Origin of the sequence: Streptomyces sp. Act143 (genome assembly GCF_003143935.1) — a bacterium.
GTDB lineage: Bacteria > Actinomycetota > Actinomycetes > Streptomycetales > Streptomycetaceae > Streptomyces.
Map to the genome: position 1 here is coordinate 6,356,734 of NZ_QFRX01000001.1, position 21,665 is coordinate 6,378,398.

Genomic DNA, 21,665 nt, shown 5'->3' on the forward strand with positions numbered 1-21,665 from the left:
CTGCCGACCCACATCCCCCAATGAGGTTGTCCGGTTCATGAACTCCCGTCAGCGCCGCGGCGTAATACTCCTGATCCTGTCGGTCGTGTGTGCCCTGGCGGCCTTCGCCGGTGTGCTGTCCGTCATCAGCGACGTGAAGTCCAAGGTCGGCCCCGAGGTCACCGCGTACGAGGTCAGGTCCGAGATCCCGCCCTACACGGCGCTGAGCAGGGCCCAGTTCGAGAAGATCTCGATGCCCGAGCGGTGGCTGTCGTCCAACGCCGTCACCGATCTGCGCGACATCGAGGGCAAGATCGCGGTGACGACGCTCCAGAAGGGCTCCCTGCTGCAGCGCGACATGATCGTGGCGCAGCCGGCCCTGCAGCCCGGGCAGCAGGAGGTCGCCATCATGATCGACGCGGCGACCGGTGTCGCCGGCAAGATCACGCCGGGCTCCACGGTCAACGTGTACGCCACCTTCGAGGGCGAGCGCCAGGGCAGCCCCGCCCAGTCCAAGATCATCGTGACCGACGCCAAGGTCCTCGACGTCGGCAAGCTGACCTCCCTCGACCCCGACGAGAGCAACCGCGACCAGCGGTCCAAGGAAGCCGTCCCGATCACCTTCGCCCTCTCCACCCTCGACGCCCAGCGCCTCACCTACGCCGAGTCGTTCGCCGAGCGGGTCCGGCTCGCCCTGGTGGCTCCCGGCAGCGACCAGCCGGTCCCCGACCAGGACCGCACGTACGAACTCGCGAAGGACAAGTGAGAGCCGTATGCCCACGAGGATCCTGCCGGCCGTAGGCGACGCGGACGCCGTCCGCTCCATCACCACCCTGCTCAGCCAGCTCCCGGACGCCGAACCGGTCGCCCCGGTCGTCGACTCCACCCAGCTCGTCGACACCCTGGCCCGACTCGCCGCCGAGTCCGTCGACGAACTCCCCGAGGTCGTCGTCGTCCACGAACGCATCGGCCCGGTCCCGGCGCTGGAACTCATCCGCGAAGTCGCCCTGCGCTTCCCCGCGGTGGGCGTCATCCTCGTCACCTCCGACGCGAGCCCCGGCCTGTTCCAGGCGGCCATGGACTACGGTGCCCGCGGCCTGGTCGCCCTCCCGCTGCACTACGACGAACTGGCCAACCGCGTCCAGGCGGTCGCCGCCTGGTCGGTGGGGGTACGCCGCCATCTCGGCGCGTCCACCGACGTGTTCACCGGCGTCGGCGGCACCGTGGTCACGGTCAGCGGCGCCAAGGGCGGCGTGGGCGCGACCCTGACCGCCATCCAGCTCGCCCTGGCCGCCCAGGCGTCCGGCCGCAGCACCGCACTGGTCGACATGGACCTCCAGACCGGCGACATCGCCTCCTTCCTGGACGTGCAGTTCCGCCGGTCGGTGGTGGACCTGGCGGCGATCACGGACATCTCGCCGAGGGTGCTCGCGGACGCGGTCTTCCGCCACGACACGGGCCTCGCCCTGCTCCTGGCCCCCGGCGAGGGCGAACGCGGCGAGGAGGTCACCGACCGCGCCGCCCGCCAGATCGTCGGCGCCCTGCGCTCCCGCTACGAGGTGGTCGTCGTCGACTGCGGCGCCCAACTCGGCGGCGCCGGCGCGGCGGTGGTGGAGATGGCGGACGCGGCGGTCCTGGTCACCACGCCGGACGTGGTCGCGGTGCGCGGCGCCAAACGGACCGTACGGATGTGGGACCGGCTCCAGATCCGCAAGGCGGAGGAGACGACGGTGGTCGTCAACCGGCACACGCGCGGTACGGAGATCCAGCCCCCGCTCATCCAGAAGATCACCGGCACGGCCGTCGCCGCGACCGCGATCCCCGCCAACTTCAAGGAACTGCAAGGGGTCGTGGACGCGGGCCGCGTGCACGAGCTGGAGAACAAGAGCGCGGTGAAGCAGGCGCTGTGGGCCCTGGCGGGGGAGCTGGGGCTGGTGAAGGTGCGGGACGGGGCGGCGCACAAGGGCGGCGGGCGGGGGGACCGGGGTGCGGTGAGTTTCCGCAGGCGCAGGGAGCTGGGGCCATGAGGCGGCGGTACGGCGACCGAGGGCAAGTCGCCATCGAGTTCCTCGGGATGACCCCACTGATCATCCTCACCCTGGTGCTGGTCTGGCAGTTCGTGCTGGTGGGATACACCTTCACGCTGGCCGGGCACGCCGCGGACCGGGCGGTGCGGGCGGGCACGGCCTCGGAGGGCCAGGCGGGCTGCGAGGAGGCCGGGCTCGCGGATCTGCCGGGCGCGTGGCAGGGGGACGCCCAGGTGACCTGCACGGCGGACGGCGACTACGTCCGAGCCGACGTGTCCCTGAAGGTGCCCGTGCTCTTCCCCGGCGCGATCGGCTTCCCCTTCACCGTCGAGGGCCACGCGGGTGCCGTGCAGGAGGAGAAGGACTGAGATGTCGTACCCAGCGAACGGCTCAGGAGTCCGTGACCGCGGCCAAGTCGCCATCGAGTACCTGGGTTTCCTCCCGATCCTGCTCCTCGTCGCCCTCGCGGGCGTCCAGGTCGGCCTCATCGCCTACGCCGCCCAGCAGGCCGGCACGGCGGCCAGGGCGGGGGCCCGGGCCGCCTCCCTCGACCAGGGCGCCCAGGAAGGGTGCGCGACCTCGGTCAGCGACTGGCTGTCCGTGAACTGCTCCGAGGGCGGGGGCGGCGACTCGGTGACCGTCACCGCCACCGTCGACATCCCCAACGTCGTCCCCTTCTGGGACTTCGGCACCGCCCAGAAGACCGCGACCATGCCGCTCGACCACTGAACGAGGTACGACGATGAGCCTGCGAGCACGCATCAGCACCCCCGAGGAGAGCACCGCCCGGGGCGAGGACGGCCACCTCGTCGCGTCGTACCGCGCCAAGCTCCTGGAGGAGATCGACCTCGCGGAGATGAGTTCCCTCGCGGCGGCCGAGCGCCGGGCCCGGCTGGAGCGGGTGCTCGGGCACATCATCAGCCGCGAGGGCCCCGTGCTGTCGACGGTCGAGCGCTCGCAGCTCATCCGCAGGGTCGTCGACGAGGCACTCGGCCTCGGCATCCTGGAACCGCTCCTCGAAGACGCGTCCATCACCGAGATCATGGTGAACGGCCCGGACGCGATCTTCGTCGAACGCGGCGGCCGGGTCGAGCAGTTGCCGCTCCGCTTCCCCTCCCACGACCAGCTGATGCAGACCATCGAGCGGATCGTGTCGACGGTCAACCGCCGGGTGGACGAGTCGAACCCGATGGTCGACGCCCGCCTCCCCTCCGGCGAGCGCGTCAACGTCATCATCCCGCCCCTGTCGCTCACCGGCGCCACCCTGACCATCCGCCGCTTCCCGCGCTCCTTCACGCTCCACGAGATGATCGGCTTCGGCTCGCTGGACGAACACATGCTGTACCTGCTGGCCGGGCTGGTGCGGGCGAAGTTCAACATCATCGTCTCGGGGGCCACGGGCACCGGGAAGACGACCCTCCTCAACGCTCTCTCCGGCCTGATCCCGGAGCACGAGCGCATCATCACCATCGAGGACTCCGCCGAACTCCAGCTCCAGCAGGCGCACGTGATCCGCCTCGAATCCCGCCCCCCGAACGTCGAGGGCAAGGGCCAGATCACCATCCGCGACCTGGTCCGCAACTCCCTCCGCATGCGCCCCGACCGGATCGTCGTCGGTGAGGTCCGCGGCGGCGAGTCCCTGGACATGCTCCAGGCGATGTCGACCGGCCACGACGGCTCGCTCGCCACGGTCCACGCCAACAGCACGGAGGACGCCCTGATGCGTCTGAAGACCCTCGCCTCCATGTCCGAGGTGGGCGTCCCCTTCGAGGCGCTGCACGACCAGATCAACAGCGCGGTCGACGTCATCATCCAGCTGACCCGCTTCCCGGACGGGGCACGCAGGATCACCGAGATCGCGCTGCTGGACAGCCACGGCGGCGAACCGTACCGACTCGCCACGGTGGCCCGCTTCAACGCCCGGCCGATGACGGCGGACGGCCTCGTCCACGGCGACTTCACGTACTCCCCGCTGCCCCGCCGCACCGCGAACCGCCTCTACATGGCGAGCCAGCCGATCCCCCAGGCCTTCGGCGTGGCCCAGTCCGCGGCCGAGCTGACGACCCGAGAAACCAGGTAGGTGTACGCCCCCATGGAACTGCGGACCTTGGCCGAGCTGACGACGGGCATCACCCTGCTCGCCTGCGCCCTCGCGGTGGCGGGCCTGCACGCGTACGCCATGGGCCGGGCCCAGCGCCAGGCCCTCATCGACCGCCTCTCGGCGACCGGCCAGATCGAGACGGGCGGACGCAGGCGCCGCTTCCCGAAACTCGACCGCCGCCTGCGCCGCACCCGGCTCGGCCGCAAACTGGAACTACGCCTCGCGGCCACCGGCCTGGACATCACACCCGGCGAGTTCTTCGTCTACATGATGGCCGCGGCGGCCGGTCTGTTCCTGATCGGCCAGGCGTCCCTGGCCCCCTTCTTCGGCCCGCTGGCCGGCCTGCTGGGCATCTGGGCGGCCCTTCAGTTCCTCAACTGGCAGCGCCAGAAGCGCATCGAGAAGTTCATCAACCAACTCCCCGAACTCTCCCGCATCCTGGCGAACGCGACCCAGGCGGGTCTGGCCCTGCGCACGGCGATCGGCATGGCGGCGGACGAGATGGAGGCACCGGCGGGCGAGGAGTTGGGAAAGGTGGCCAACCAGCTCGCGCTGGGCGCCTCGCTGGACGACGCGCTGGGTGAGATGGCGGAGCGGCTGCCGTCCAGGGAGCTGGTGGTGCTGGTGACGACGCTGGTCCTGTCGAACCGCGCGGGTGGTCAAGTGGTCGGCGCGCTGCGCAACCTGACGGAGACGCTGGAGGAGCGCAAGGAGACGCGGCGGGAAGTCCGTACACAGCTCTCCCAGGTCAACATGACGTCGTACGCCGTCCCGATCCTCGGCATCGGCTCCCTGTTCCTGATGAACGGGGTGAAGGACGGGGCCCTCGACCGCATGACCGGCTCCCCGATCGGCCAGGGCGTGGTGATCGTGGCCTTCGCGATGTACGCGGTCGGCTTCCTCCTCATCCGCCGCCTGTCGCGCATCGACGTCTGAGGGAGGTGACGACCGACATGGCGATCGGACTCGCCCTGCTGATGGGCCTCGCCGTCTGGGGCGTCTTCGCCGGCATCCGCATGTACCGGGCGGACGCGAAGCTGCCGAGCGACCTGGTGCTGGCCCTGGAGGTCGGCGCCACCCGCACCGGCGCGGTGGACTCGCTGATCGACCGGCTGGGGATGCGGTACGCACCCGCCGTGCTGCGGCTGATGGGCCCGAAACAGGTGGCGAAGTACCGCAGGAAGATCGACTTGGCGGGCAACCCAGGGGGCCTGACGATCGACCGCTACGCGGCGCGGAGGGCCGTCTACGGCTTCCTGGGCGGCTTCGGCGGCCTGCTGTGCGTGATGCGCGGCAGTCTGCTCCTCGCCCTGCTCCTGTTCGCGTTCGGCGCGTTCTGGACGGAGGTCGGCATCTGGTCGGCGATCCGCGTCCGCAAGGACGTCATCGAGCGCACCCTGCCGGACTTCCTCGACGTCCTCGCGGTCGTGGTCAGCGCGGGCCTCGGCTTCCGCCAGGCCCTGGACCGGGTGGCGACGAAGTACGAGGGCCCGTGGGCCGACGAACTCCGCATCACACTCCGCCAGATGGACCTGGGCATGAGCCGCCGCCAGGCGTTCGCGGAGCTGCGCAGGCGGAACGACTCGGAACAGGTCGCCATGTTCGTGACGGCCCTGCAGCAGGGCGAGGAACTGGGCGCCCCGATCGTCGACACCCTCATCGCCCTCGCCAAGGACATGCGCCGCACCGACGCCCAGAACGCCCGCCGCAAGGCGGCCCGCGCGGTACCCAAGGCCACGATGATGATCACCACGTTCATGGTCCCGGCGACGATGCTGCTGCTGGGAGCCGGCCTGATCCTGGGGTCGGGGACGGACTTCGGCTCGATCACGGGGAAGTAGGGGAAGGAGGCGGGAGATGGCGATGACAAGGCCGAGGCCGAGGGCCGGGTCGGACGGGGCGGGTCTGCTGCGCCGCCGTGTGAAGCGCTCGGAGGCGGTGCCGCCGACGGCGAAGATCGCCACGGCGCTGCGGTCGGCCGCCGACGGTGCTCGCCCCCCACAGGGGCCACCGGCACTCGACACCGAAACCCGCACGGGCGGTGCGAGGGGGAACCCCATCCCGGCCGAAGGCCGGAAGAACACCCCCGCACCCGCACCCGCACCCGCCATCCCCCTCCAGGCCAACGCCCTCCAGGCCATGTGCCGCCAGGTCTTCGGCTTCCGCCTGGCGATGATCGCCCTCGCCGCCCCCGCCGCCCTCCTCAACGCCGCCCCCGGCCTCGGCGCCCGCCTCGTCGCCGCAGCCGTACTCGTCACCTTCATGGGCTCGTACGTCCTCTTCAGGGACTGGGAACGCTTCGGCCCCCTCCTCCTCCGCCACCCCATCCTGCTCGCCGCCGACACCCTCTTCGGCGCCCTGCTCCTGATCTCGGCCGGCCCCGACACCACCCTCGCCTACGTCAGCGTCTGCACCCCCCTCCTCGCGGGCCTGGTCTACGGCTGGCGAGGCGCAGGCTGCTTCGCCTCCCTCCAGGGCCTGATCCTGATCACCGTCTACGCGAGCTCGAAGGACCTCCACCCCACCGTCGCCGAGGCCCTCCTCCTCCCCGGCCTCTGCGTGGTCACCGGAGCGATGGGCGTGACCCTGCGCAACCTGATGCTCCGCTTCGGCGCGGCCACCCAGGCACTGACCGAGGTGCAGGCCCGCCTCGCCGTCACGGAAGCGGTGAGCGCCGAACGCGCCCGCCTGGCCCGCGAGATGCACGACTCGGTGGCCAAGACACTGCACGGCGTGGCGCTGGCGGCGGACGGCCTGGCGGCCACGGCCGGAGCGGCCGACATGAACCCGGAACGGGTGAAAGACCAAGCGGGCCTGGTCGCCCGCTCGGCCCGCAGGGCAGCGGCGGAGTCCCGCGAACTCCTGGCGGACCTGCGCCGCCAGGCGGACCCGGCCCACGGCACCGACGTCCTCGCGGAACTGGCGGCCAGAACAGCCGACTTCAGCACCCGCACCGGCCTGCCCGCCACCTACCACCCCACCGGCGGACACCCCGTCCCCCCCATCCCGCCCACCGTGGCCCGCCACCTTCTCACCATCACCACGGAGGCCATGGAGAACGCCCACCGCCACGCGTCACCGACCCGAGTGGACGTGACCGGAGGAGTCCACGGCGACTTGCTGCGCATCACCGTCTACGACGACGGCAGCGGCCTCCCCCAGAACACCACCCTCGAACAACTGCGCAAGGCAGGCCACTTCGGCCTGACGGGCATGGTCGAACGCGCCGCCTCGGTCGGTGCCCGCATCCGCATCGGCCGCGGAGACCACCCGAAGGGCACGGAGGTCCGCCTGGAACTCCCGCTGGCAGCAGTGACGGCGACGCACGCATGAGTTTCAGACGAGCCGAACCGAGAGGAGGCGGCAAGGTGCCGGAGCAGATGCCCCCCCACACCCATCTGAGGGTCCTGGTCGCGGACGACAACCCAGTGGTCCGGGCCGGTCTCACCGCCCTCCTCTCCGGCCACGAGGACATCACGGTGGTGGCGGAGGCGACCGACGGCCGCGAGGCCCACGAGGCCGCCCGCCGACACCGCCCCGACGTGATCCTCCTGGACGTCCGGATGCCCGGGGTCGACGGCATCTCGGCCCTCCCGAACCTGGTGCCGATCGCTTCCGTGCTGATGCTGACGTACAGCAACGAGTCGGAGATCGTCCACGAGGCCCTCCGCCGAGGCGCCGGTGGCTACCTGGTCCACGGCGAGTTCACGGCGGACCAACTGGTGGCGGCGGTACGGGACATCGGCACCGGCAACGCCCACTTCACCGCGTCGGCGGCGGGCGCCGTGATGGCTCGTCTGCGGAGCTCGAAGGGGGCGCCCCTGCCGGAGAACCTGGGTCGGTCAAGTGCAACTGCATACGATGCGGAGATCCCAAACCCCCTTCCACGAGCGACTTCTGCCAAAGTACTTTCGCAACTGCAACCATCTGTGGCACAGTCTCGCTATCAACTCAGCACGAGGGAGGCGGAGATCATGGAGCACATCGCGTCCGGCATGAACAACCAGCAGATCGCCGCCACCTGCTTCATCAGCGAGAAGACGGTCAAGAACCACATCAACCGCATCTTCGCCAAACTCCACAGCACCAGCCGCGCCGAAGCGGCGGCCAAGTGGCTGGGCACGGCGCCGGATTCACGGGGGGAGCTGCGGTGAGCGCGTTTTGGGCCCGGGATTGGGCCCTGGGACCCTCCGAGAACCGGGCTGCCGCCCCGTACGTTGCTCGCACCACGGACAATGGAGGGCAACGCCATGAGCAACTGGATCAACACCACGGTCTCGTACCTCAAGGCCCGCGTCGAGCGGAACGACAAGGGGCAGACGGCCGTGGAGTACCTGGGCATCATCGCGGTGGTGGTTGCGATCATTCTGATTCTTCTCGGTACGGATTTCGGGGGCCAGATTGCCGACGCGATCACCGGCAAGATCGGCGAAATTACGGGCTGATGCGCAGGCGCGTTCGCGGAGACGCAGGGCAGGCTTTCCCCATCTACATCACGGTGGTGGGCGGCCTGCTCTTTCTCGCGTTCGCGTACCTTGCGGTCGGCCAGGCCGCGGCGAACAAGAACGGTGCCCAGACGGCCGCTGACGCGGCGGCCCTCGCGGCAGCCCAGGACCGGCGGGACCAGCTCGCGGGGCAGTGGGTGACGGACATCCTCGACCCGACCAAGTGGCGGGACATCTTCGACGGCAACGCGGAGGGCCTCGACCCCTCGTGCGGGCGTGCGGACCAACTGGCGGCGCAGAACGACGCCGTGGTGCTGGTGTGTGACCCGATGGGGCCGTTGGCCTACACGGTCGAGGTGAGGACCAACAAGACAGTGGGGGAGTCCGTCATCCCCGGTACTGCGGACAAGCAGTCGAAGGCGTCCGCCACCGCCGAGATCGAGCCCCTGTGCACGTTCGAGCCCCCTACTGATGATGCGGCGGACGACTTGCTGCCGCGCCTCACCTGCAAGGACCGCGACTGGGACCTGGATCCGGAGGATCTCGGTGATCTGCCCGAGCCCAAGGACCTCTTCGACGTCCACCTGGCCGACTGACAAGCGAACGACGAGTGACGAAGGAAGCAGACGCATGAGCAGCATTCGGTTCACTGCGCAGGCCCGCAGAAGGGTGGTCGCGCTGGCGCTCGCGGCCGGACTGGCCGTCGGTGTGGCCGGCTGCGGTGGTGGCGGTGACGACGACAAGAAGCCGGAGACGACGGCGTCTGCTCCACAGAAGGACGGAACTGACCCGAGCCCTCAGGAAGGGCAGTCGGATGAGCCGCAGGCCGAACTGAAGGGGCCTAGTGGGCTGATCCTGCAGATCACCTCCGCCCAGAGGGATGCCGGCGGATTCGTCACTGTGAACGGCATGCTGAAGAACGACAGTGGCAAGTCGGTCACGGTGCCGTCCGGGGTGCGAGGCGACGAGACCGAAGTCATCGCCCATGGCAGGTCGCTCGGCGGTGCCACCCTGGTGGACTCCAAGGAGAAGAAGCGTTACTACGTCCTGCGTGATACCGACGGACGGCCACTGACGACAACAGGCCTTGCGAACCTCAAGGCAGGCGAAGCCCTTCCCGTCTTCATGCAGTTTCCGGCCCCACCGACGACCACCACTGACGTGACCCTACAACTCCCCACCTTTGCCAGCGCCACGATCAACATCACCGGGTGAGGCAGGCGATGACCCTCACCTCCTCCCGCGTGGCCTGGGCCGCCGCCACGGTCCTGATCGTCACCAACCTCTACGGCGTCACGACCGCCCACGCCGATGAGACCCCCAGCCCCAGCGTCCCGCCGGGCACCGAGGCCACGGCCACCGCTCCCGTGCAGGTCGATCCGAACGACCCCGACCTGAAGCTCCCCGAAGGCGCGACCCTCGCCGAACCGAAGGTCCTGGACATCAAGCAGGTGGTCGAGGACGAGGGCGGCGAGGAACGCCGCGAGGACACCAACGCCGACGTGAAGTTCGCCCTCCAGGCGGAGGTGCTGTTCAGCAAGGACAGCGCGAAGCTGAGCGACGACTCCAAGGCCCGTATCGCCGCGATCGCGGACGAGATCAAGAAGCAGAACGCGACGAGGATCAGGGTCTTCGGCTTCACGGACAACCTGGGTTCGTCGGCGCACGGAGACGTCCTGTCCCGCCAGCGCGCCAACGCCGTACAGGACGTCCTCGACGACGAACTGAACGACGCGAACATCACGTACGAGGTGCGCGGTTACGGCGAGCAGTACCCGATCGCCGACAACTCGACGGAGACGGGCCGGAAGAAGAACCGAAGGGTGGAGGTCTCCTTCCCGCGCTCCGAGAGCTGACCGTGACCGTACTCATGGTGGCCGCCACCCTCTACGGCGTCGTACAACTGCTCCTGCTCTCCTCACCCACCCGGTCCGTGAGCGTGGCGACGACGCTGCTCGCCGTGCTCGTCGGCGTGTACGCCTGCGGCACGGCGGCGGCGCTCCTGGAAATCACCTACACGAGGCTGATCGCCGAGCAGACGGGTGAGTCCCTGATCCGGGTCGTGAACACCACCTCCTACACCACGGCCCCTTGGGTGGAGGAGTTGCTCAAAATCTCCCCGCTCTTCCTTGCGGGCCTGTACGTCAAGGTCCGCCGCCAGTGGGGCCTCGCCGACTTCACGGTCCTGGGCGCCGCTCTCGGCGCCGGTTTCGGCCTGCTGGAGGCGGTGCTGCGGTACGCCCTCGACGCGGACCGCGCCATCGCCGCCCACGGCGGCTGGATCGTGCCGGACAGCCTGTCGGCGCCGTACGTCCCGGGCCCTGTCCACGTCCTCACCTCCTGGCTGCCGGCACCCGTCGCATCCCTGGACCTGAGCCGGGGCGGCGAGGTGACGGTCGCGACGTTCACGCACCTGGTGTGGTCGACGCTCGCGGGACTGGGAGTCGGCGTGCTGTGGCGAGCGAGCACTTGGTGGAAGGCCTTGGCGCTGGTGCCGCTCGGCGCGGCGGTGGCCCATCACACCCTGAACAACTACGCGGCCACACACGCCCGTACCCCCGCGGACGACTGGCTGGACAACCTCCACCCCACCCTCGGCCTCGCCCCACTGGCCGCCCTGCTCCTGGCCATGACGGCGGACACGGTCGTCCTGCACCGAGCGAAACGAGAGCTCCCCGACACACTCCTGCCCGCCGAACGCAGGGACGGCGACACGATCGCGGCGGTACTTTCCTACGCGTCGCTTCGCCCTCCCTGGACCCCCCTCATAGCGCTGCGCTTCCTACGCCTGCGCCGCTCCCTCTTCTACGAAGCCGCCACCGGCCTGCCTCACCCCCTGGCCCCGTTACGCCGAGCCGTGTCCGAGACGGCCTCCCGTATCGCGGCGACCGACGGGGCGAGGGCATGGCGTACGCCCGACCTGAGAGCGCGCATACGCGCGGCGGCAGGGGCCTCCACCGCCGCCACCCGCACCAGGCGCCTGCTGATACTGCTGATCCCTTGTGTCCTGGTCCTCCCGTCCGTGGTCTTCCTCGGGCTGGGCTCGTTCAAGTCGACAGTCGGGGTGCAGGACTACTTCACGACCGGCACCGGCTCAGAGCTCCTACGAGCCTTCGCCGTCGCAGCCCTGGCATGGATCGCCTGGCAACTCTCCGCCCTGCTCCGCACCTGGCGCCACGCAGCCACGGTCGTCCCCCTCCTGGCCGAACCCCTCGCCACCCACCGCTTCCGCACCGCCTCGGCCCTGGGGGCGGCCACGACCGGCACCCTCCTGCTCTGGCGAAGCCTGGGCGAAGCAGGCACGGAGGGCCAGGCCGTTCCACCCGCCCACCTCCTGGACGCCCTGGACCGCTTCCTTGTTTACCTGGGCTTCGCGCTGCTCCTCCTCTCGCTCCTGGCCCTCTTCCCACCGGGCGCGGGCCTCGCCCTGGCAGGTGTCACGGCCACAGGGGAGGGCGCGTTGGGCGCCGCGCTCGCCGCGCGCCTGGGGTTGGCCGGGGTGGCACTCATGGTCGTCGGGGCAGCGGGCGGCGGCGGGACCGCGGGAGCCGCCGACGGAGAAGACGGGAGAGCGCAGAGCGACGGTGGAAATTCGCGGAACGGGTCCATAGACGAGACCGAAAAGGCGTTCAGTGCCAAGGAGCGGCGGATTGCTGAGACACTGCAGAACGAAGGTCGGCACGTGAAGGCTCTCAAGGAGTCCTCAGTGGAGGGGCAGAGAACTCCGGATGCCGTCGTGGACGGAGTTCCGACCGAGTTCAAGACCCTGGACCCCGGAGCGAGTGTCAACTCCGTCAAGAACACGCTGAACACCGCGAAGAAGCAGGCGCGCGACGCCGTCGTCGATGCGCGGGGAAGCGGCCTCGACGAGGCCGGGGCACGCGAGGGGCTGGGGAAGTTTCTGCGCAACAATCCGCCGGGACGAATGAACTCGATCCGGATAATCGGCGACGATTACCATATCATTTGGCCTTGATTGTGCCGCATGAGGGGTTTCACGTGAGCGAGTATCACTACATCTTCATCCGTCCTGGTCTCCCGCGGGATCGGCTGATCCAGGACATCTCCGCGGCGTGCGGCGCCGAACTGAGCCACACCGAGGACGAGTTCATCGATCGCGCGGGAAACCTCGGTCATGCGGCGGTGGAGGTCGAGTTCAGCCACGAGTACGAGGACGACCACGGTATGCCGTTCCAGCGCTACGACTCCCTCCTCACCATCAGGGACTTCGACACGGATCGAAAACGTCAGGAGGCCACGGCCCGGCGGATTTTCGAGAACCTGCGCGCCTTCGACCGCTACGACCTGATCCTCGTACGAGACCTGCAAGAGCTGCTGGCCTCCTCGTCCGCGGCGGGCGCCGAGCCGTCGTGAGCGAACAGAACTGCTACGCACGAGCCGGAATCGAATCCCCGGAAGCCCCCACGGAGCCGCTCAGGCCCCCGACGGCTTGATCTCCCCGGCGAAGACGATGATCTGGTCGATGAGGCTCCGGCGCAGATGGACGACGTCCGTTCCTGCCAGGCGGGGGCCTCCGTCCGGGGTGGTGAAGACCCACTCGTACCGGGCCCATTCGTCCGGCATGTCCACCGCCGAGCAGCGCACCATCGTGCCCGCCCCCGCCGGGTGCCGCCGGATGTCCAGCACGAACCGCTCGACCGCCTCGATCCCCTCACTGCGTCCCAGCGGGCCCCAGAAGACCACGTCCGAGGTCAGGGCCTGCGAGAGCAACGACGTCACATACGCGTCGTCCGAGGCGTTGAAAGCGGAGATGAAGGTGTCGATCGCGGACCGCGCCGTCTCTTCCTGCATGCCCCAGTAATACCAGCCGGCGTGCGGGTCCTGAGCGCGGTCACGCGAGCGTGTGCGTCACGCGATCACGGTCACCTGGCGAACATGAACTTCTCGGTCGCGGCGAGGTCGGTGTTCCAGTACGTGACCTGAGGGGTGGAGGTGACCGCGGGATCGCCGACGTTCAGGAAGTCCGTCCCGCCGGGGAACTCGACGGCGAGCTGCGCGACACCGGCCTCGACGTTCTCGATGTCCACGAAGCCGATCGTCATCGACTTCACGGCGATCGTCTTCTCGTCGGGCCGCCACAGCAGCAGGCCCGCGTACCCCTTCCCGCCCGGCGCGATCGTCGCGAGCCGCTTCGGCTTGGACTCCATCGGCCCGATCTGCTCCACGGCACCGTCACCGAACGACACGTACGGGTAGAGGTACAGCGTGCACGTCGAGTCGCTGATGTTCGTGGCCGTGAGGAGGAGATGCCGGGCCTCGTCGTGCGGGTAGACCTTCGAGACGACGGAGACGTCGGAGTCGGTGCAGGGCCTGGCTTGCGCACCGCTGACGTTCTCGTCGTCGGAGCCGGGGGTGACCGTACCCGGGGTGGCCGTGTCCGGGGTGCCGCTGGGGGCGCTGGACGCCTTGCCGGACGCGCTGGACGGCGTACCGCTCGGCGCCGCGTCGTCCGCGCCCCCACCCGGCTCGCACGCCGTGACGGCAAGCAGCGCGGCGACAGCCGTCGCGCCGAGGGCGTACGTCTTGAGTCTGGTCCGGGCAGCGCCCATGGTGTTCCCCCGAGTGGTCGGACTGGACTGACGCTCCGATTCTGCACAGCGGAACGCACCGATCCAGACACCCTCCGCGATCGTTACGGTGCAAGGACATGGACGGGACACTTCCGTTTCGCCAGGTCAGCGCCATGAAATGGGTCAAGCGGCGGCCAGCTCGCACCAGACGTACTTCCCGCTCCTCCCGTCCCTGGACAAGGGCTGCCAGCCCCAGAGATCAGCGCAGGCCCGCACCAGCACCAGCCCCCGCCCCTCCTCCGCGAGCCCCAACTCCCCGTTCGGCTCGGGAGGTTGTGGGTCCGCGTCCCAGGCCCCGATCCGCAACACCCCCGCCGACCACCGCACCCGCAACGCGGCAGGGCCTTCCGTGTGCCGTACGGCGTTGGAGACCAGCTCGGCCGCGAGAAGCTCGGCGACGTCGACGAGGCGGATCAGGCCGTGGAGCGTGAGGACGAGGCGGAGGGTGCGGCGGCTGACGGTGACGGCGCGGGTGTCGTTCGGGATGTAGAGCGTGTACTCCCAAGGGGCGGAATCGGTTTCGGGCATGGTCAACTCCCGGTGGGTGGTGGGGGTGGGTCGGACCGCGGTGGCGGTGCCGCCGACGCCATGGCAGGGCGGAGCGGTGCACTTCCGCAGCGTGTGCGTTGCGTCACTGAAGGTAGGGGGTACATGTAACTTCCGGCAAGCTGATCCCGTAATCTGGCCCCGAACGGGCGTCACTGAAACGCTTGTTGAACCGAGGAGCGGCGGATGGTCCCGAGGCGTGAACCAACTGCGCGGCAGATGCGCCTGGCGGTCGAACTGCGCAGGCTGCGCGAGGCAGCCGGGCTGACCACCATTGAGGCGGCGGCGCTGCTCGGGGTGAACCGGGTCCAGATCAGCCAGATCGAAGCCGGTATGAAGGGGGTCAGTGAGCAGCGTCTGCGCCGCCTCGCTTCCCACTACGCCTGCACGGACAAGGAGTTCATCAACGCTCTGGTCGCCATGGCCACCGATCGAACGCACGGCTGGTGGGAGGAGTGCCGAGGGCTGCTGCCGACGTCATTCCTGGATCTCGCGGAACTGGAGCACCACGCCACCTTCCTGCACGAGGTGGCGATCCTGTATGTCCCGGGACTCGTTCAGACGGAGGACTACGCCCGCGGTGTCTTTGCCTCCAGGGTTCCGGAACTCGCCGAGGACGAGCTTGAGTTGCGCCTGCGCCACCGAATGCGGCGCCAGCGGCTGACCACCCCCTACGAGCTGGTGATCCATGAGGCCGCCCTGCGTATCAGGGTCAGTGACCGTGCCGTCGCCAAGGCGCAACTCGCCAAGCTCGTGGACGTTTCCGAGGCCGAGCACATCACCGTGCGTGTCATCCCCTTCGACCTTGACCATTTCGGCAGTGCGGCCAGCGCGATGACGTATGTCGGCGGTCCTTTGTCCAAGTTGGACACTGTCGTGCGCGACGTTCCTCACGGCCTGGCGTTCGTCGACTCCGAAGCGCAACTCGAAGTCTTTCGAACGCGCTTCCGTAAGGTGGAAGCTGTATCACTCGACCCCGAGCGGTCGCGTGACTTCATCCATCGGCTGGCGAAAGACCTGTGAGGCATTCCATGGACAACTGGCGAAAGTCGTCCTACTCAGGCCCCGACGACGGCAACGCCTGTGTCGAGATCGCGAACTCGGCGACACACGTGGCGATACGCGACTCCAAGGCCCCCACCCGAGCCACCCTCACCTTCCCCACTGCCTCCTTCGCCCCCTTCATCGACGCCCTCAAGGCCCGCCCCTCGTAACGCACACCGACGCCCGCCGCTGGTCCGGCATGGCGAACGTGTTCATCAGCCACAAGGGTGAGGACAGGGACCCGGCGTGGGAGCTGCGTGAATGGCGGGTCTGCGTCCCTTCGACGCCGACCTGCGCCGGCCCGCAAGCCGACGGGCACTCCGGCAGTGAGGTGATGGGGGAGCGGCAGCCGTGCCGGTGAACGCCGACCACGCGGTCACCGCCTCTCAGGCAACGGCGTCAGCCTCCGCCACGACCTCCACCTGCACCCCACCCCGCAACCCCCACCCGGCCATGGCCCCCGCCTCGGCCTCCACCACATGCCGAGCCCGCACCCGGGGCAGCCCCAACCGCCCGGGCCGCATGGTCGTCACGGCGATGACGACGAGATGGCGATCGAGATATGCGACGTCGATGGGGATACGCATCCGAAAGGTGTGCACGCTGTTGGCAGGCGACAGCAAGACAGCCCCCTCCACATGGTCCCGCCCCAACAGCCCTTTGGTACGGGCCCGATAGGAGGCGGCGATCTCCAACGGAACGGAAACGTCCCGCCCGTCCCCATGCACGACCAACAGCCCCCGCCCATCCCGCAACCGCCGCCCCATGCCGGACCGCCTCTCTCACGCCCTGCAACTGACGTGCCCTGGATAGCGTCGCTTCACCCAAGAGGACTCACACATCCCAGGGAGCTGAAGTGAATCGCCGCCCCAGCCTGCTCGCAGCGACGGCACTGACCGCCGCAGCGGCCCTGACGCTGTCCGCATGCGGAAGTGACGACGGCGCCCAGGACGAGGCCGAGGGGGCAACGGCAGTTACCACCAACGAGACACAGCCGTCACCGGCGGCCACCACATCGACGGCAGCCGCGGACCACCGGCCGAAGATCGAACTTCCCTCTGACCTGACCTACACCTTCGACTGGCCCAGGGCAGGCGACAAGGACAAGGACGCGGTCCTCGCCGACAGCGAGCAGTCCATCAAGGCGGTCGACCTGGCGATCGTGAAACAGGACGCCCTCGACAAGGCGTACCTCTACTACTACGAGGGTGAAGCCGCCGCTGGTGTGAAGAAGTTCGTCCAGGAGTACGTGGATGCCAAGGCCACCATCACGGGGGCGTACCGCTTTTACGACCCGGAAGTGACCCTGGACGGGGACGACACAGCTTCGTTCCGCTATTGCGAGGACCAGGGCCAGGCGTACGTGAAGTACCTGCCCGACAAGGTCAAGAGGACCGAGGTCTCCAAGGACAGCTACGTCGTGTATCACACGTCGCTCAAGAAGAACGCCGAGGGAGTCTGGGTGATTCAGAGGATTGTCTCGCAGCGGGGGAGCGACAAGTGCCAGCCGTGAGTGCGACCGGCGGCGAGCGATCTCACCGTCTTCTCCTTTGCTCATTCATAAGTGGAACCACCAGTTCGCTGCGTACGCCCGCCCGCACCCGCCGCGTTACGGAACCGTGACCGCCCAATCGGACCGAGGAGCGGCCCATTTGGCCCCTTTCGTGCCGCTGGGTGTCCATCTTCACCCTGGTATCGCTCCACCCCGCTGGATAGCGTTGGTTCGCTCAAGAGAAGCCTCGCCTCACCAGGAGCCGATCGTGAATCGCCGCCCCACCCTGATCGCAGCGCTCACGCTGACCGCCGCAGCGGCCCTGACGCTGTCCGCGTGCGGGAGCGATGGCAGCTCCAAGGACAAGGACAAGGACAAGATCGCCGGCGCCGACACCGGAGGCAGCGCGTCGGCGTCGCCGACGGCATCGGCCTCGGCGACTGCGGACCGCCCGAAGATCGAGTTGCCCTCCGATCTGTCCTACACGTTCGACTGGTCCAAGACCGGCGACAAGGACAAGGACGCTGTCCTGGGCGACAGCGAACAATCGATCAAGGCCGTCGATCTGGCCATTGTCAACCAAGACGCCCTGGACAAGGCTTACCTCTTCTATTACGAGGGGGAGGCTGCTGCCAACACGCAGGAGTTCATCCAGGCGTACGTCAAGGCCAAGGCCAGGGTCACTGGGGCTTACCGCTATTACGACGCCTCCGTGAACGTGAGCGACAAGGACAGCGCGTCACTTGTGTACTGCGAGGACCAGAGCAAGGCGTACGACATGTACTTGAAGACCAAGAAGGTCAACAAGACGCCGGCTACGAAGAACAGCTACGTGCTCTACATCACTCAATTGCACAAGAACGACGAGGGCGTGTGGGTCGTCGAGAAGATTGAGTCCCAGAGGGGGAGCGACAAGTGCCAGCCTTGAGCGTCGTGTCGCGGGTCCTGGTAGCGCCCGCTGTGATCGGTGTGCTGCTGTTGAGTGGTATGCCCGCGCTCGCCGACAACACGATCGGCGGTGGTGCTCAGGCACCCAGCACGAATGCCGACACCAACGGCGACACCCTTTCCGTCACCGCCGGCGGCGTCGTCTTCGACCGTTCCAAGAACGGCAGCGGCACCTCCACCGGCGCCCTGACTTCGTCGAACACCTCCTGGTCCCCGCCCCCCTGCTGGTATGCGCCCAAGTACACCCCGGAACAGCTCCAGAAGACGCTGGAGCCGATCTGGGAGGCCGATTCGACCGGCTACGAGTGGGACGCCGAGCAGCGGAAGAAGTACAACGCGGACGACGAGGAAAAGGGCTTCAACAAGGACAAGACCGGCAAGGGCTACTGGTGGGACTCCTACGTCGACAAGAGCTACCCCCCGGGCTGGGACTCCTGCGACAAGGGCCCCTTCTGGGTGGACACGGGCGACGCCCCGCCGGCCGAGTACGAGAACGCCGTCACCCCTGAGATCCTCGCCGAACTCGCCTACAACGAGATCCGCGTCCCCGGCACCAAGGTCACCCTGGCCCCCGCCGAGACGACGAAGGTCAACCTCCCGACCTGGGCCTGGCTCGACGCCGCCGACTTCAAGCCGGTCTCCGTGACGGCCTCGGTCCCGGTGCTCCAGATCCAGGCGACGGCGACCGCCGAACCGGTGTCGCTCAAGATCGAGCCCGGTACCGGCGACGCCGTGACCTACCCGGCATCCGGCGTCTGCGAGATCAACAACGGCCGCATCGGCGAGCCGTACGCCAAGGGCAAGGCCGGCCAGACACCCCCCTGCGGGGTGAAGTACCTGCGTGCGTCGGGTGACGCGACCTACCCCCTCAGGGCAACCGTCACCTGGCAGATCCACTGGACCGGCACCGGCGGCGCGGGCGGCGACCTGCCCGACGGCAACTTCGGCGCCACCCAGGACGTCGTCGTGCAGGAGATCCAGGCCGTCAACCGCTGACGATCACGCTGTCCCACGGTCGGGCGATCACTCCCCTCGGGAGAGTGATCGCCCGCCTTGCTGTGCAGGCGGCGTGGATAGAGTCCGTCACTCGCGCACACGGCAGGAACGGGGAGCAAGCGCATGGCGGGTCGGCTGGCCGTTGACGGTGATGAACTCTCCGATTTCATGCGGAAGTTGAGAAAGTCGACGAGCTCGCTCGCAGGGGTCCGCAAGGCGCTCTCGGACGCCGGTGTCAGAGGCCTGGGAACGGACGATCTCGACTCCGCATGTGAGGACTTCCAGGACGACTGGAAGTACGGCGCCGAGGAGATCGGCAAGCAGACGGAGGACCTCGCCGAGATCATCGGCAAGAGCCGGGACAGCTACCGCGAGGTGGACAAGGCGCTGGAGGCGGCGTTGGAGAAGGCCGCCCGGGAAGCGAAGCGCGGGGGCAAGAAGTGACCCTCACGCCCGGCGTAGAGCGAACCCGCTCGACCGACTCCCGGTACCGGCAGTACGACGACGATCTCAAGAAGCCCCAGGGTCTGCAGACGACGTCCCCGGTCCCGAATCCCCACTACCCGCACCTGGGCTTCAACCCGGTGCCTGGCGACACGGAGACCGTCCGAGGGCTGCACAAGAAGCTCAACAGTTGCGCCGAGACCCTGGAAGACGCCTACGACCTGGTGACCAAACTGCTCGACGGCAGCTATTGGAAGGGGGACGCGGCCGTCGCCTTCCGCGAGCAACTCGCCGAAGGCCCACTTCCGTTGAACCTCAAGAACGCCGCCCACTCCATCCGCAAGGCGGCCAAGCAACTGGTTCGCTGGGAAGGCGAACTCGACGAGTACCAGGGGCGCGCCAAGAAGCTCGAAGAGGACGCGAAGGACGCCCGAGCGGCCGTCGACCGGGCGAAGGGGAAGGCGGCCAAAGCGGCGGACGACCCCCACCTGGAAGGAAAGGGAGCCGACAGCGATGCCGCGCGGAAGGCGCTGACCCACGCCGACGCCGATGCCGAGGAGGCCCAGGCCGAACTCGACAAGGTCATCGCCAGGGCGAAGAAGCTCGCCGAAGAACACGAAAGCAAGGCCAAGCTTCGCGCGGGCAAGATCCGCGACGCGACGAAGAAGCTGGTCCCGCACGAACCGGGGTGGTTCGACGAGGCACTCGACTGGCTCAGCGACAACCTGCCGGACATCCTGAGCTTCGTGGCGGGGGCGATTGCAGTGGGGGCGCTGCTGCTCTCCGGGCCGCTGGGCTGGACCCTGGCCACCGTGGCGGCACTCATGCTCACGTCGTCGGCGATGAGCTTGGCGGCCCTCGCGATCAGGGTCTCGGACCCGGAGGTTCGAGCCTCACTCTGGGACGGGCTCATCAAGGGCGAACGGGACGCCGACTTCTGGAGCAACACGGTATCGGTGGGGGCGGATCTCGCCGGCGCACTTCCGGGCCTGGGCGCCGTGGCCAAAGGCAGCCTGGAGGCGGCGCAGGCGATTCGGGCAGGTGGTCAGAGCCTTGGCTTCTGGGAGAAGGCGACAACCTATGGCTCGAAGACACTCGACGAGGCGAGGCTCATCTCCGAGCTGGACAATCCGTTGATCGCGCGAGCTGTCCGTGGTTGTAGTGATCCCGAGAAGGCGGCTCGCGCTGTGGCAGGAACGTCGGGACTGGTCGGTGTCGGAACCGGCGGTTTCGGCCTGCACAACAAACTGGTGGACGCGGACGCCAGTGACATCAAGGACGGAACCGTCGCAGGCATCGACGGCTCACGTCTCGTCCTCGACAATGCCGGAATTCTCAAGTTGGTCACTCATGTCTTTTGAGGTCTCACAGGAGAGCAGAAAACTGGTGAACCCCGTGGACCATCCCACTGCGTGGGCTCATGCGCCTACACGTCGTGCCTGGGCAGCACACATGACCATGAACGTCATCGGTCTTGTCGGTTGGGTCAGCGGCTGGATCGCCGTCCTCGGCATTTCCCTCCAGCTCCCGGATTGGGCCGTCTGGATCTGCATGCCGTACTTCATCTACGGGGCATATCGGGCAGTGACGCAACTGCGCTATATCGGACCGGCATTGTGGATGCTGCGTATTCTGCGCACATACCCCTGGCAGATCGTGCCCAACATTCCGCATGGGCTGACCAAGAGGTCGGAAGTCCTCGGCCGCCAGTACGGTTGGTTCGAACTACCCAATCCCGCCCGTACGGATCAGTGCCTGCCACTCGTCTTCGCCGACCATCTCCGCACCGGCTGGTGGAGCCGCCGCATGGCACCGCGTGCCAAGCCGCGTTTGAAGGCCGAGATCAAGACGGTTTGGTTCGCGGGCGATCCACGCTTTGTCGGTCTGATCGCCGCTCCCACTCCGAGGGGGACAACCCCTCGCCGACTGCACATCGTCGAGCAGAAGACCGATGTCCGCAGTGGACAACGCTTTATGGACTGGGGCGCCACACCCGAGGACATCGAGCGCGGTCGGCAAGCAGGAGTGACGCCGGTCCACCCCTGACCGTAC

The 21,665-nt window shown here is 68.3% G+C and carries 27 protein-coding genes; 23 read left to right on the forward strand and 4 right to left on the reverse strand.

Annotation, left to right across the window (positions count from 1 at the left end; genetic code table 11):
- The first annotated feature begins 37 nt into the window (after nucleotides 1-37).
- The 15 genes from cpaB (at nucleotide 38) to DI272_RS29115 (ending at nucleotide 12,926) form a co-directional block, all read left to right on the forward strand.
- Entirely contained in the window at nucleotides 38-745 is a 708-nt protein-coding gene (gene cpaB, locus DI272_RS29045; protein WP_109498168.1) for a Flp pilus assembly protein CpaB, read from the forward strand.
- A 7-nt stretch (nucleotides 746-752) separates the two neighbouring features.
- Nucleotides 753-2,006 (forward strand): P-loop NTPase, encoded by a 1,254-nt coding sequence (locus DI272_RS29050; protein ID WP_109498169.1) that lies wholly within the window; start codon nucleotides 753-755, stop codon nucleotides 2,004-2,006.
- Nucleotides 2,003-2,374 carry a TadE/TadG family type IV pilus assembly protein gene (locus DI272_RS29055; protein WP_109498170.1) on the forward strand — a complete coding sequence of 124 codons (372 nt, stop codon included), beginning with the start codon at nucleotides 2,003-2,005 and terminating at the stop codon, nucleotides 2,372-2,374. The genes DI272_RS29050 and DI272_RS29055 overlap by 4 nt, the downstream gene beginning before the upstream one ends.
- Nucleotide 2,375: 1 nt before the next feature.
- The gene (locus DI272_RS29060) at nucleotides 2,376-2,735 is read left to right on the forward strand and encodes a TadE/TadG family type IV pilus assembly protein (protein ID WP_109498171.1); all 360 of its coding nucleotides are present in this window, start codon (nucleotides 2,376-2,378) and stop codon (nucleotides 2,733-2,735) included.
- A 13-nt stretch (nucleotides 2,736-2,748) separates the two neighbouring features.
- A complete protein-coding gene (locus DI272_RS29065) occupies nucleotides 2,749-4,086 on the forward strand; it encodes a CpaF family protein (protein ID WP_109498172.1) in 1,338 nt (445 codons plus the stop codon).
- A 12-nt stretch (nucleotides 4,087-4,098) separates the two neighbouring features.
- Nucleotides 4,099-5,043, forward strand: coding sequence for a type II secretion system F family protein (locus DI272_RS29070; protein ID WP_109498173.1), 945 nt, complete (start codon nucleotides 4,099-4,101; stop codon nucleotides 5,041-5,043).
- 17 nt (nucleotides 5,044-5,060) lie between these two features.
- Nucleotides 5,061-5,948, forward strand: coding sequence for a DUF5936 domain-containing protein (locus tag DI272_RS29075; protein ID WP_109501094.1), 888 nt, complete (start codon nucleotides 5,061-5,063; stop codon nucleotides 5,946-5,948).
- Between the two features lie 16 nt (nucleotides 5,949-5,964).
- Nucleotides 5,965-7,440 (forward strand): sensor histidine kinase, encoded by a 1,476-nt coding sequence (locus DI272_RS29080; RefSeq protein ID WP_375138073.1) that lies wholly within the window; start codon nucleotides 5,965-5,967, stop codon nucleotides 7,438-7,440.
- Between the two features lie 47 nt (nucleotides 7,441-7,487).
- Complete coding sequence (locus tag DI272_RS29085; RefSeq protein ID WP_109501096.1) at nucleotides 7,488-8,261, forward strand: response regulator transcription factor; 774 nt, start codon at nucleotides 7,488-7,490, stop codon at nucleotides 8,259-8,261.
- 96 nt (nucleotides 8,262-8,357) lie between these two features.
- On the forward strand, nucleotides 8,358-8,552 hold the full coding sequence (locus DI272_RS29090) for a Flp family type IVb pilin (RefSeq protein ID WP_109498174.1): 195 nt from the start codon (nucleotides 8,358-8,360) through the stop codon (nucleotides 8,550-8,552).
- Nucleotides 8,552-9,148 (forward strand): pilus assembly protein TadG-related protein, encoded by a 597-nt coding sequence (locus tag DI272_RS29095; RefSeq protein WP_109498175.1) that lies wholly within the window; start codon nucleotides 8,552-8,554, stop codon nucleotides 9,146-9,148. Before DI272_RS29090 ends, DI272_RS29095 begins: the two co-directional genes overlap by 1 nt.
- 34 nt (nucleotides 9,149-9,182) lie before the next feature.
- Nucleotides 9,183-9,767, forward strand: coding sequence for a hypothetical protein (locus tag DI272_RS29100; protein ID WP_109498176.1), 585 nt, complete (start codon nucleotides 9,183-9,185; stop codon nucleotides 9,765-9,767).
- A gap of 8 nt (nucleotides 9,768-9,775) precedes the next feature.
- Entirely contained in the window at nucleotides 9,776-10,408 is a 633-nt protein-coding gene (locus tag DI272_RS29105; protein WP_109498177.1) for an OmpA family protein, read from the forward strand.
- A 2-nt stretch (nucleotides 10,409-10,410) separates the two neighbouring features.
- Nucleotides 10,411-12,528, forward strand: a complete 2,118-nt coding sequence (locus tag DI272_RS29110) for a PrsW family glutamic-type intramembrane protease (protein ID WP_109498178.1) — start codon at nucleotides 10,411-10,413, stop codon at nucleotides 12,526-12,528.
- Between the two features lie 23 nt (nucleotides 12,529-12,551).
- A complete protein-coding gene (locus tag DI272_RS29115; protein ID WP_109498179.1) occupies nucleotides 12,552-12,926 on the forward strand; it encodes a hypothetical protein in 375 nt (124 codons plus the stop codon).
- A gap of 60 nt (nucleotides 12,927-12,986) precedes the next feature.
- Here DI272_RS29115 and DI272_RS29120 read toward each other — a convergent pair whose 3' ends face one another.
- The 3 genes from DI272_RS29120 to DI272_RS29130 all read right to left on the reverse strand — a co-directional run bounded on the left by DI272_RS29120 (nucleotide 12,987) and on the right by DI272_RS29130 (nucleotide 14,671).
- Nucleotides 12,987-13,364, reverse strand: coding sequence for a nuclear transport factor 2 family protein (locus DI272_RS29120; RefSeq protein WP_079308016.1), 378 nt, complete (start codon nucleotides 13,362-13,364; stop codon nucleotides 12,987-12,989).
- 71 nt (nucleotides 13,365-13,435) lie between these two features.
- A complete protein-coding gene (locus DI272_RS29125) occupies nucleotides 13,436-14,122 on the reverse strand; it encodes a DUF4232 domain-containing protein (protein ID WP_109498180.1) in 687 nt (228 codons plus the stop codon).
- A gap of 144 nt (nucleotides 14,123-14,266) precedes the next feature.
- Complete coding sequence (locus DI272_RS29130; protein ID WP_109498181.1) at nucleotides 14,267-14,671, reverse strand: ATP-binding protein; 405 nt, start codon at nucleotides 14,669-14,671, stop codon at nucleotides 14,267-14,269.
- 204 nt (nucleotides 14,672-14,875) lie between these two features.
- Between DI272_RS29130 and DI272_RS29135 the strand changes: the two genes are divergently transcribed.
- Together DI272_RS29135 and DI272_RS29140 are read left to right on the forward strand one after the other, a co-directional pair.
- On the forward strand, nucleotides 14,876-15,712 hold the full coding sequence (locus DI272_RS29135) for a helix-turn-helix transcriptional regulator (protein WP_109498182.1): 837 nt from the start codon (nucleotides 14,876-14,878) through the stop codon (nucleotides 15,710-15,712).
- Nucleotides 15,713-15,720: 8 nt separating this feature from the next.
- Complete coding sequence (locus DI272_RS29140) at nucleotides 15,721-15,903, forward strand: DUF397 domain-containing protein (protein WP_109498183.1); 183 nt, start codon at nucleotides 15,721-15,723, stop codon at nucleotides 15,901-15,903.
- Nucleotides 15,904-16,119: 216 nt separating this feature from the next.
- Here the strand turns inward: DI272_RS29140 and DI272_RS29145 are convergent, their stop codons facing one another.
- Entirely contained in the window at nucleotides 16,120-16,500 is a 381-nt protein-coding gene (locus tag DI272_RS29145) for a DUF192 domain-containing protein (protein WP_109498184.1), read from the reverse strand.
- A gap of 89 nt (nucleotides 16,501-16,589) precedes the next feature.
- Between DI272_RS29145 and DI272_RS29150 the strand changes: the two genes are divergently transcribed.
- The 6 genes from DI272_RS29150 to DI272_RS29175 all read left to right on the forward strand — a co-directional run bounded on the left by DI272_RS29150 (nucleotide 16,590) and on the right by DI272_RS29175 (nucleotide 21,659).
- Complete coding sequence (locus DI272_RS29150; RefSeq protein ID WP_109498185.1) at nucleotides 16,590-17,246, forward strand: hypothetical protein; 657 nt, start codon at nucleotides 16,590-16,592, stop codon at nucleotides 17,244-17,246.
- Between the two features lie 247 nt (nucleotides 17,247-17,493).
- A complete protein-coding gene (locus tag DI272_RS29155) occupies nucleotides 17,494-18,153 on the forward strand; it encodes a hypothetical protein (protein WP_181387343.1) in 660 nt (219 codons plus the stop codon).
- Complete coding sequence (locus tag DI272_RS29160; RefSeq protein ID WP_375138074.1) at nucleotides 18,141-19,169, forward strand: hypothetical protein; 1,029 nt, start codon at nucleotides 18,141-18,143, stop codon at nucleotides 19,167-19,169. Before DI272_RS29155 ends, DI272_RS29160 begins: the two co-directional genes overlap by 13 nt.
- 168 nt (nucleotides 19,170-19,337) lie before the next feature.
- Entirely contained in the window at nucleotides 19,338-19,613 is a 276-nt protein-coding gene (locus DI272_RS29165; protein WP_258314710.1) for a hypothetical protein, read from the forward strand.
- Nucleotides 19,610-20,974 carry a putative T7SS-secreted protein gene (locus DI272_RS29170; protein ID WP_181387344.1) on the forward strand — a complete coding sequence of 455 codons (1,365 nt, stop codon included), beginning with the start codon at nucleotides 19,610-19,612 and terminating at the stop codon, nucleotides 20,972-20,974. The genes DI272_RS29165 and DI272_RS29170 overlap by 4 nt, the downstream gene beginning before the upstream one ends.
- Nucleotides 20,975-21,065: 91 nt before the next feature.
- The gene (locus DI272_RS29175; RefSeq protein ID WP_146238396.1) at nucleotides 21,066-21,659 is read left to right on the forward strand and encodes a hypothetical protein; all 594 of its coding nucleotides are present in this window, start codon (nucleotides 21,066-21,068) and stop codon (nucleotides 21,657-21,659) included.
- Nucleotides 21,660-21,665: the final 6 nt, after the last annotated feature.

Excerpts from the sequence above, each read along its gene's own strand:
- cpaB (WP_109498168.1), top strand. The coding sequence starts at position 38 with ATGAACTCCCGTCAGCGCCGCGGCGTAATACTCCTGATCCTGTCGGTC.
- DI272_RS29050 (WP_109498169.1), top strand. The coding sequence starts at position 753 with ATGCCCACGAGGATCCTGCCGGCCGTAGGCGACGCGGACGCCGTCCGC.
- DI272_RS29055 (WP_109498170.1), top strand. The coding sequence starts at position 2,003 with ATGAGGCGGCGGTACGGCGACCGAGGGCAAGTCGCCATCGAGTTCCTC.
- DI272_RS29060 (WP_109498171.1), top strand. The coding sequence starts at position 2,376 with ATGTCGTACCCAGCGAACGGCTCAGGAGTCCGTGACCGCGGCCAAGTC.
- DI272_RS29065 (WP_109498172.1), top strand. The coding sequence starts at position 2,749 with ATGAGCCTGCGAGCACGCATCAGCACCCCCGAGGAGAGCACCGCCCGG.
- DI272_RS29070 (WP_109498173.1), top strand. The coding sequence starts at position 4,099 with ATGGAACTGCGGACCTTGGCCGAGCTGACGACGGGCATCACCCTGCTC.
- DI272_RS29075 (WP_109501094.1), top strand. The coding sequence starts at position 5,061 with ATGGCGATCGGACTCGCCCTGCTGATGGGCCTCGCCGTCTGGGGCGTC.
- DI272_RS29080 (WP_375138073.1), top strand. The coding sequence starts at position 5,965 with ATGGCGATGACAAGGCCGAGGCCGAGGGCCGGGTCGGACGGGGCGGGT.
- DI272_RS29085 (WP_109501096.1), top strand. The coding sequence starts at position 7,488 with ATGCCCCCCCACACCCATCTGAGGGTCCTGGTCGCGGACGACAACCCA.
- DI272_RS29090 (WP_109498174.1), top strand. The coding sequence starts at position 8,358 with ATGAGCAACTGGATCAACACCACGGTCTCGTACCTCAAGGCCCGCGTC.
- DI272_RS29095 (WP_109498175.1), top strand. The coding sequence starts at position 8,552 with ATGCGCAGGCGCGTTCGCGGAGACGCAGGGCAGGCTTTCCCCATCTAC.
- DI272_RS29100 (WP_109498176.1), top strand. The coding sequence starts at position 9,183 with ATGAGCAGCATTCGGTTCACTGCGCAGGCCCGCAGAAGGGTGGTCGCG.
- DI272_RS29105 (WP_109498177.1), top strand. The coding sequence starts at position 9,776 with ATGACCCTCACCTCCTCCCGCGTGGCCTGGGCCGCCGCCACGGTCCTG.
- DI272_RS29120 (WP_079308016.1), bottom strand. The coding sequence starts at position 13,364 with ATGCAGGAAGAGACGGCGCGGTCCGCGATCGACACCTTCATCTCCGCT.
- DI272_RS29125 (WP_109498180.1), bottom strand. The coding sequence starts at position 14,122 with ATGGGCGCTGCCCGGACCAGACTCAAGACGTACGCCCTCGGCGCGACG.
- DI272_RS29130 (WP_109498181.1), bottom strand. The coding sequence starts at position 14,671 with ATGCCCGAAACCGATTCCGCCCCTTGGGAGTACACGCTCTACATCCCG.
- DI272_RS29135 (WP_109498182.1), top strand. The coding sequence starts at position 14,876 with ATGGTCCCGAGGCGTGAACCAACTGCGCGGCAGATGCGCCTGGCGGTC.
- DI272_RS29140 (WP_109498183.1), top strand. The coding sequence starts at position 15,721 with ATGGACAACTGGCGAAAGTCGTCCTACTCAGGCCCCGACGACGGCAAC.
- DI272_RS29145 (WP_109498184.1), bottom strand. The coding sequence starts at position 16,500 with ATGGGGCGGCGGTTGCGGGATGGGCGGGGGCTGTTGGTCGTGCATGGG.
- DI272_RS29165 (WP_258314710.1), top strand. The coding sequence starts at position 19,338 with ATGCGGAAGTTGAGAAAGTCGACGAGCTCGCTCGCAGGGGTCCGCAAG.
- DI272_RS29175 (WP_146238396.1), top strand. The coding sequence starts at position 21,066 with ATGACCATGAACGTCATCGGTCTTGTCGGTTGGGTCAGCGGCTGGATC.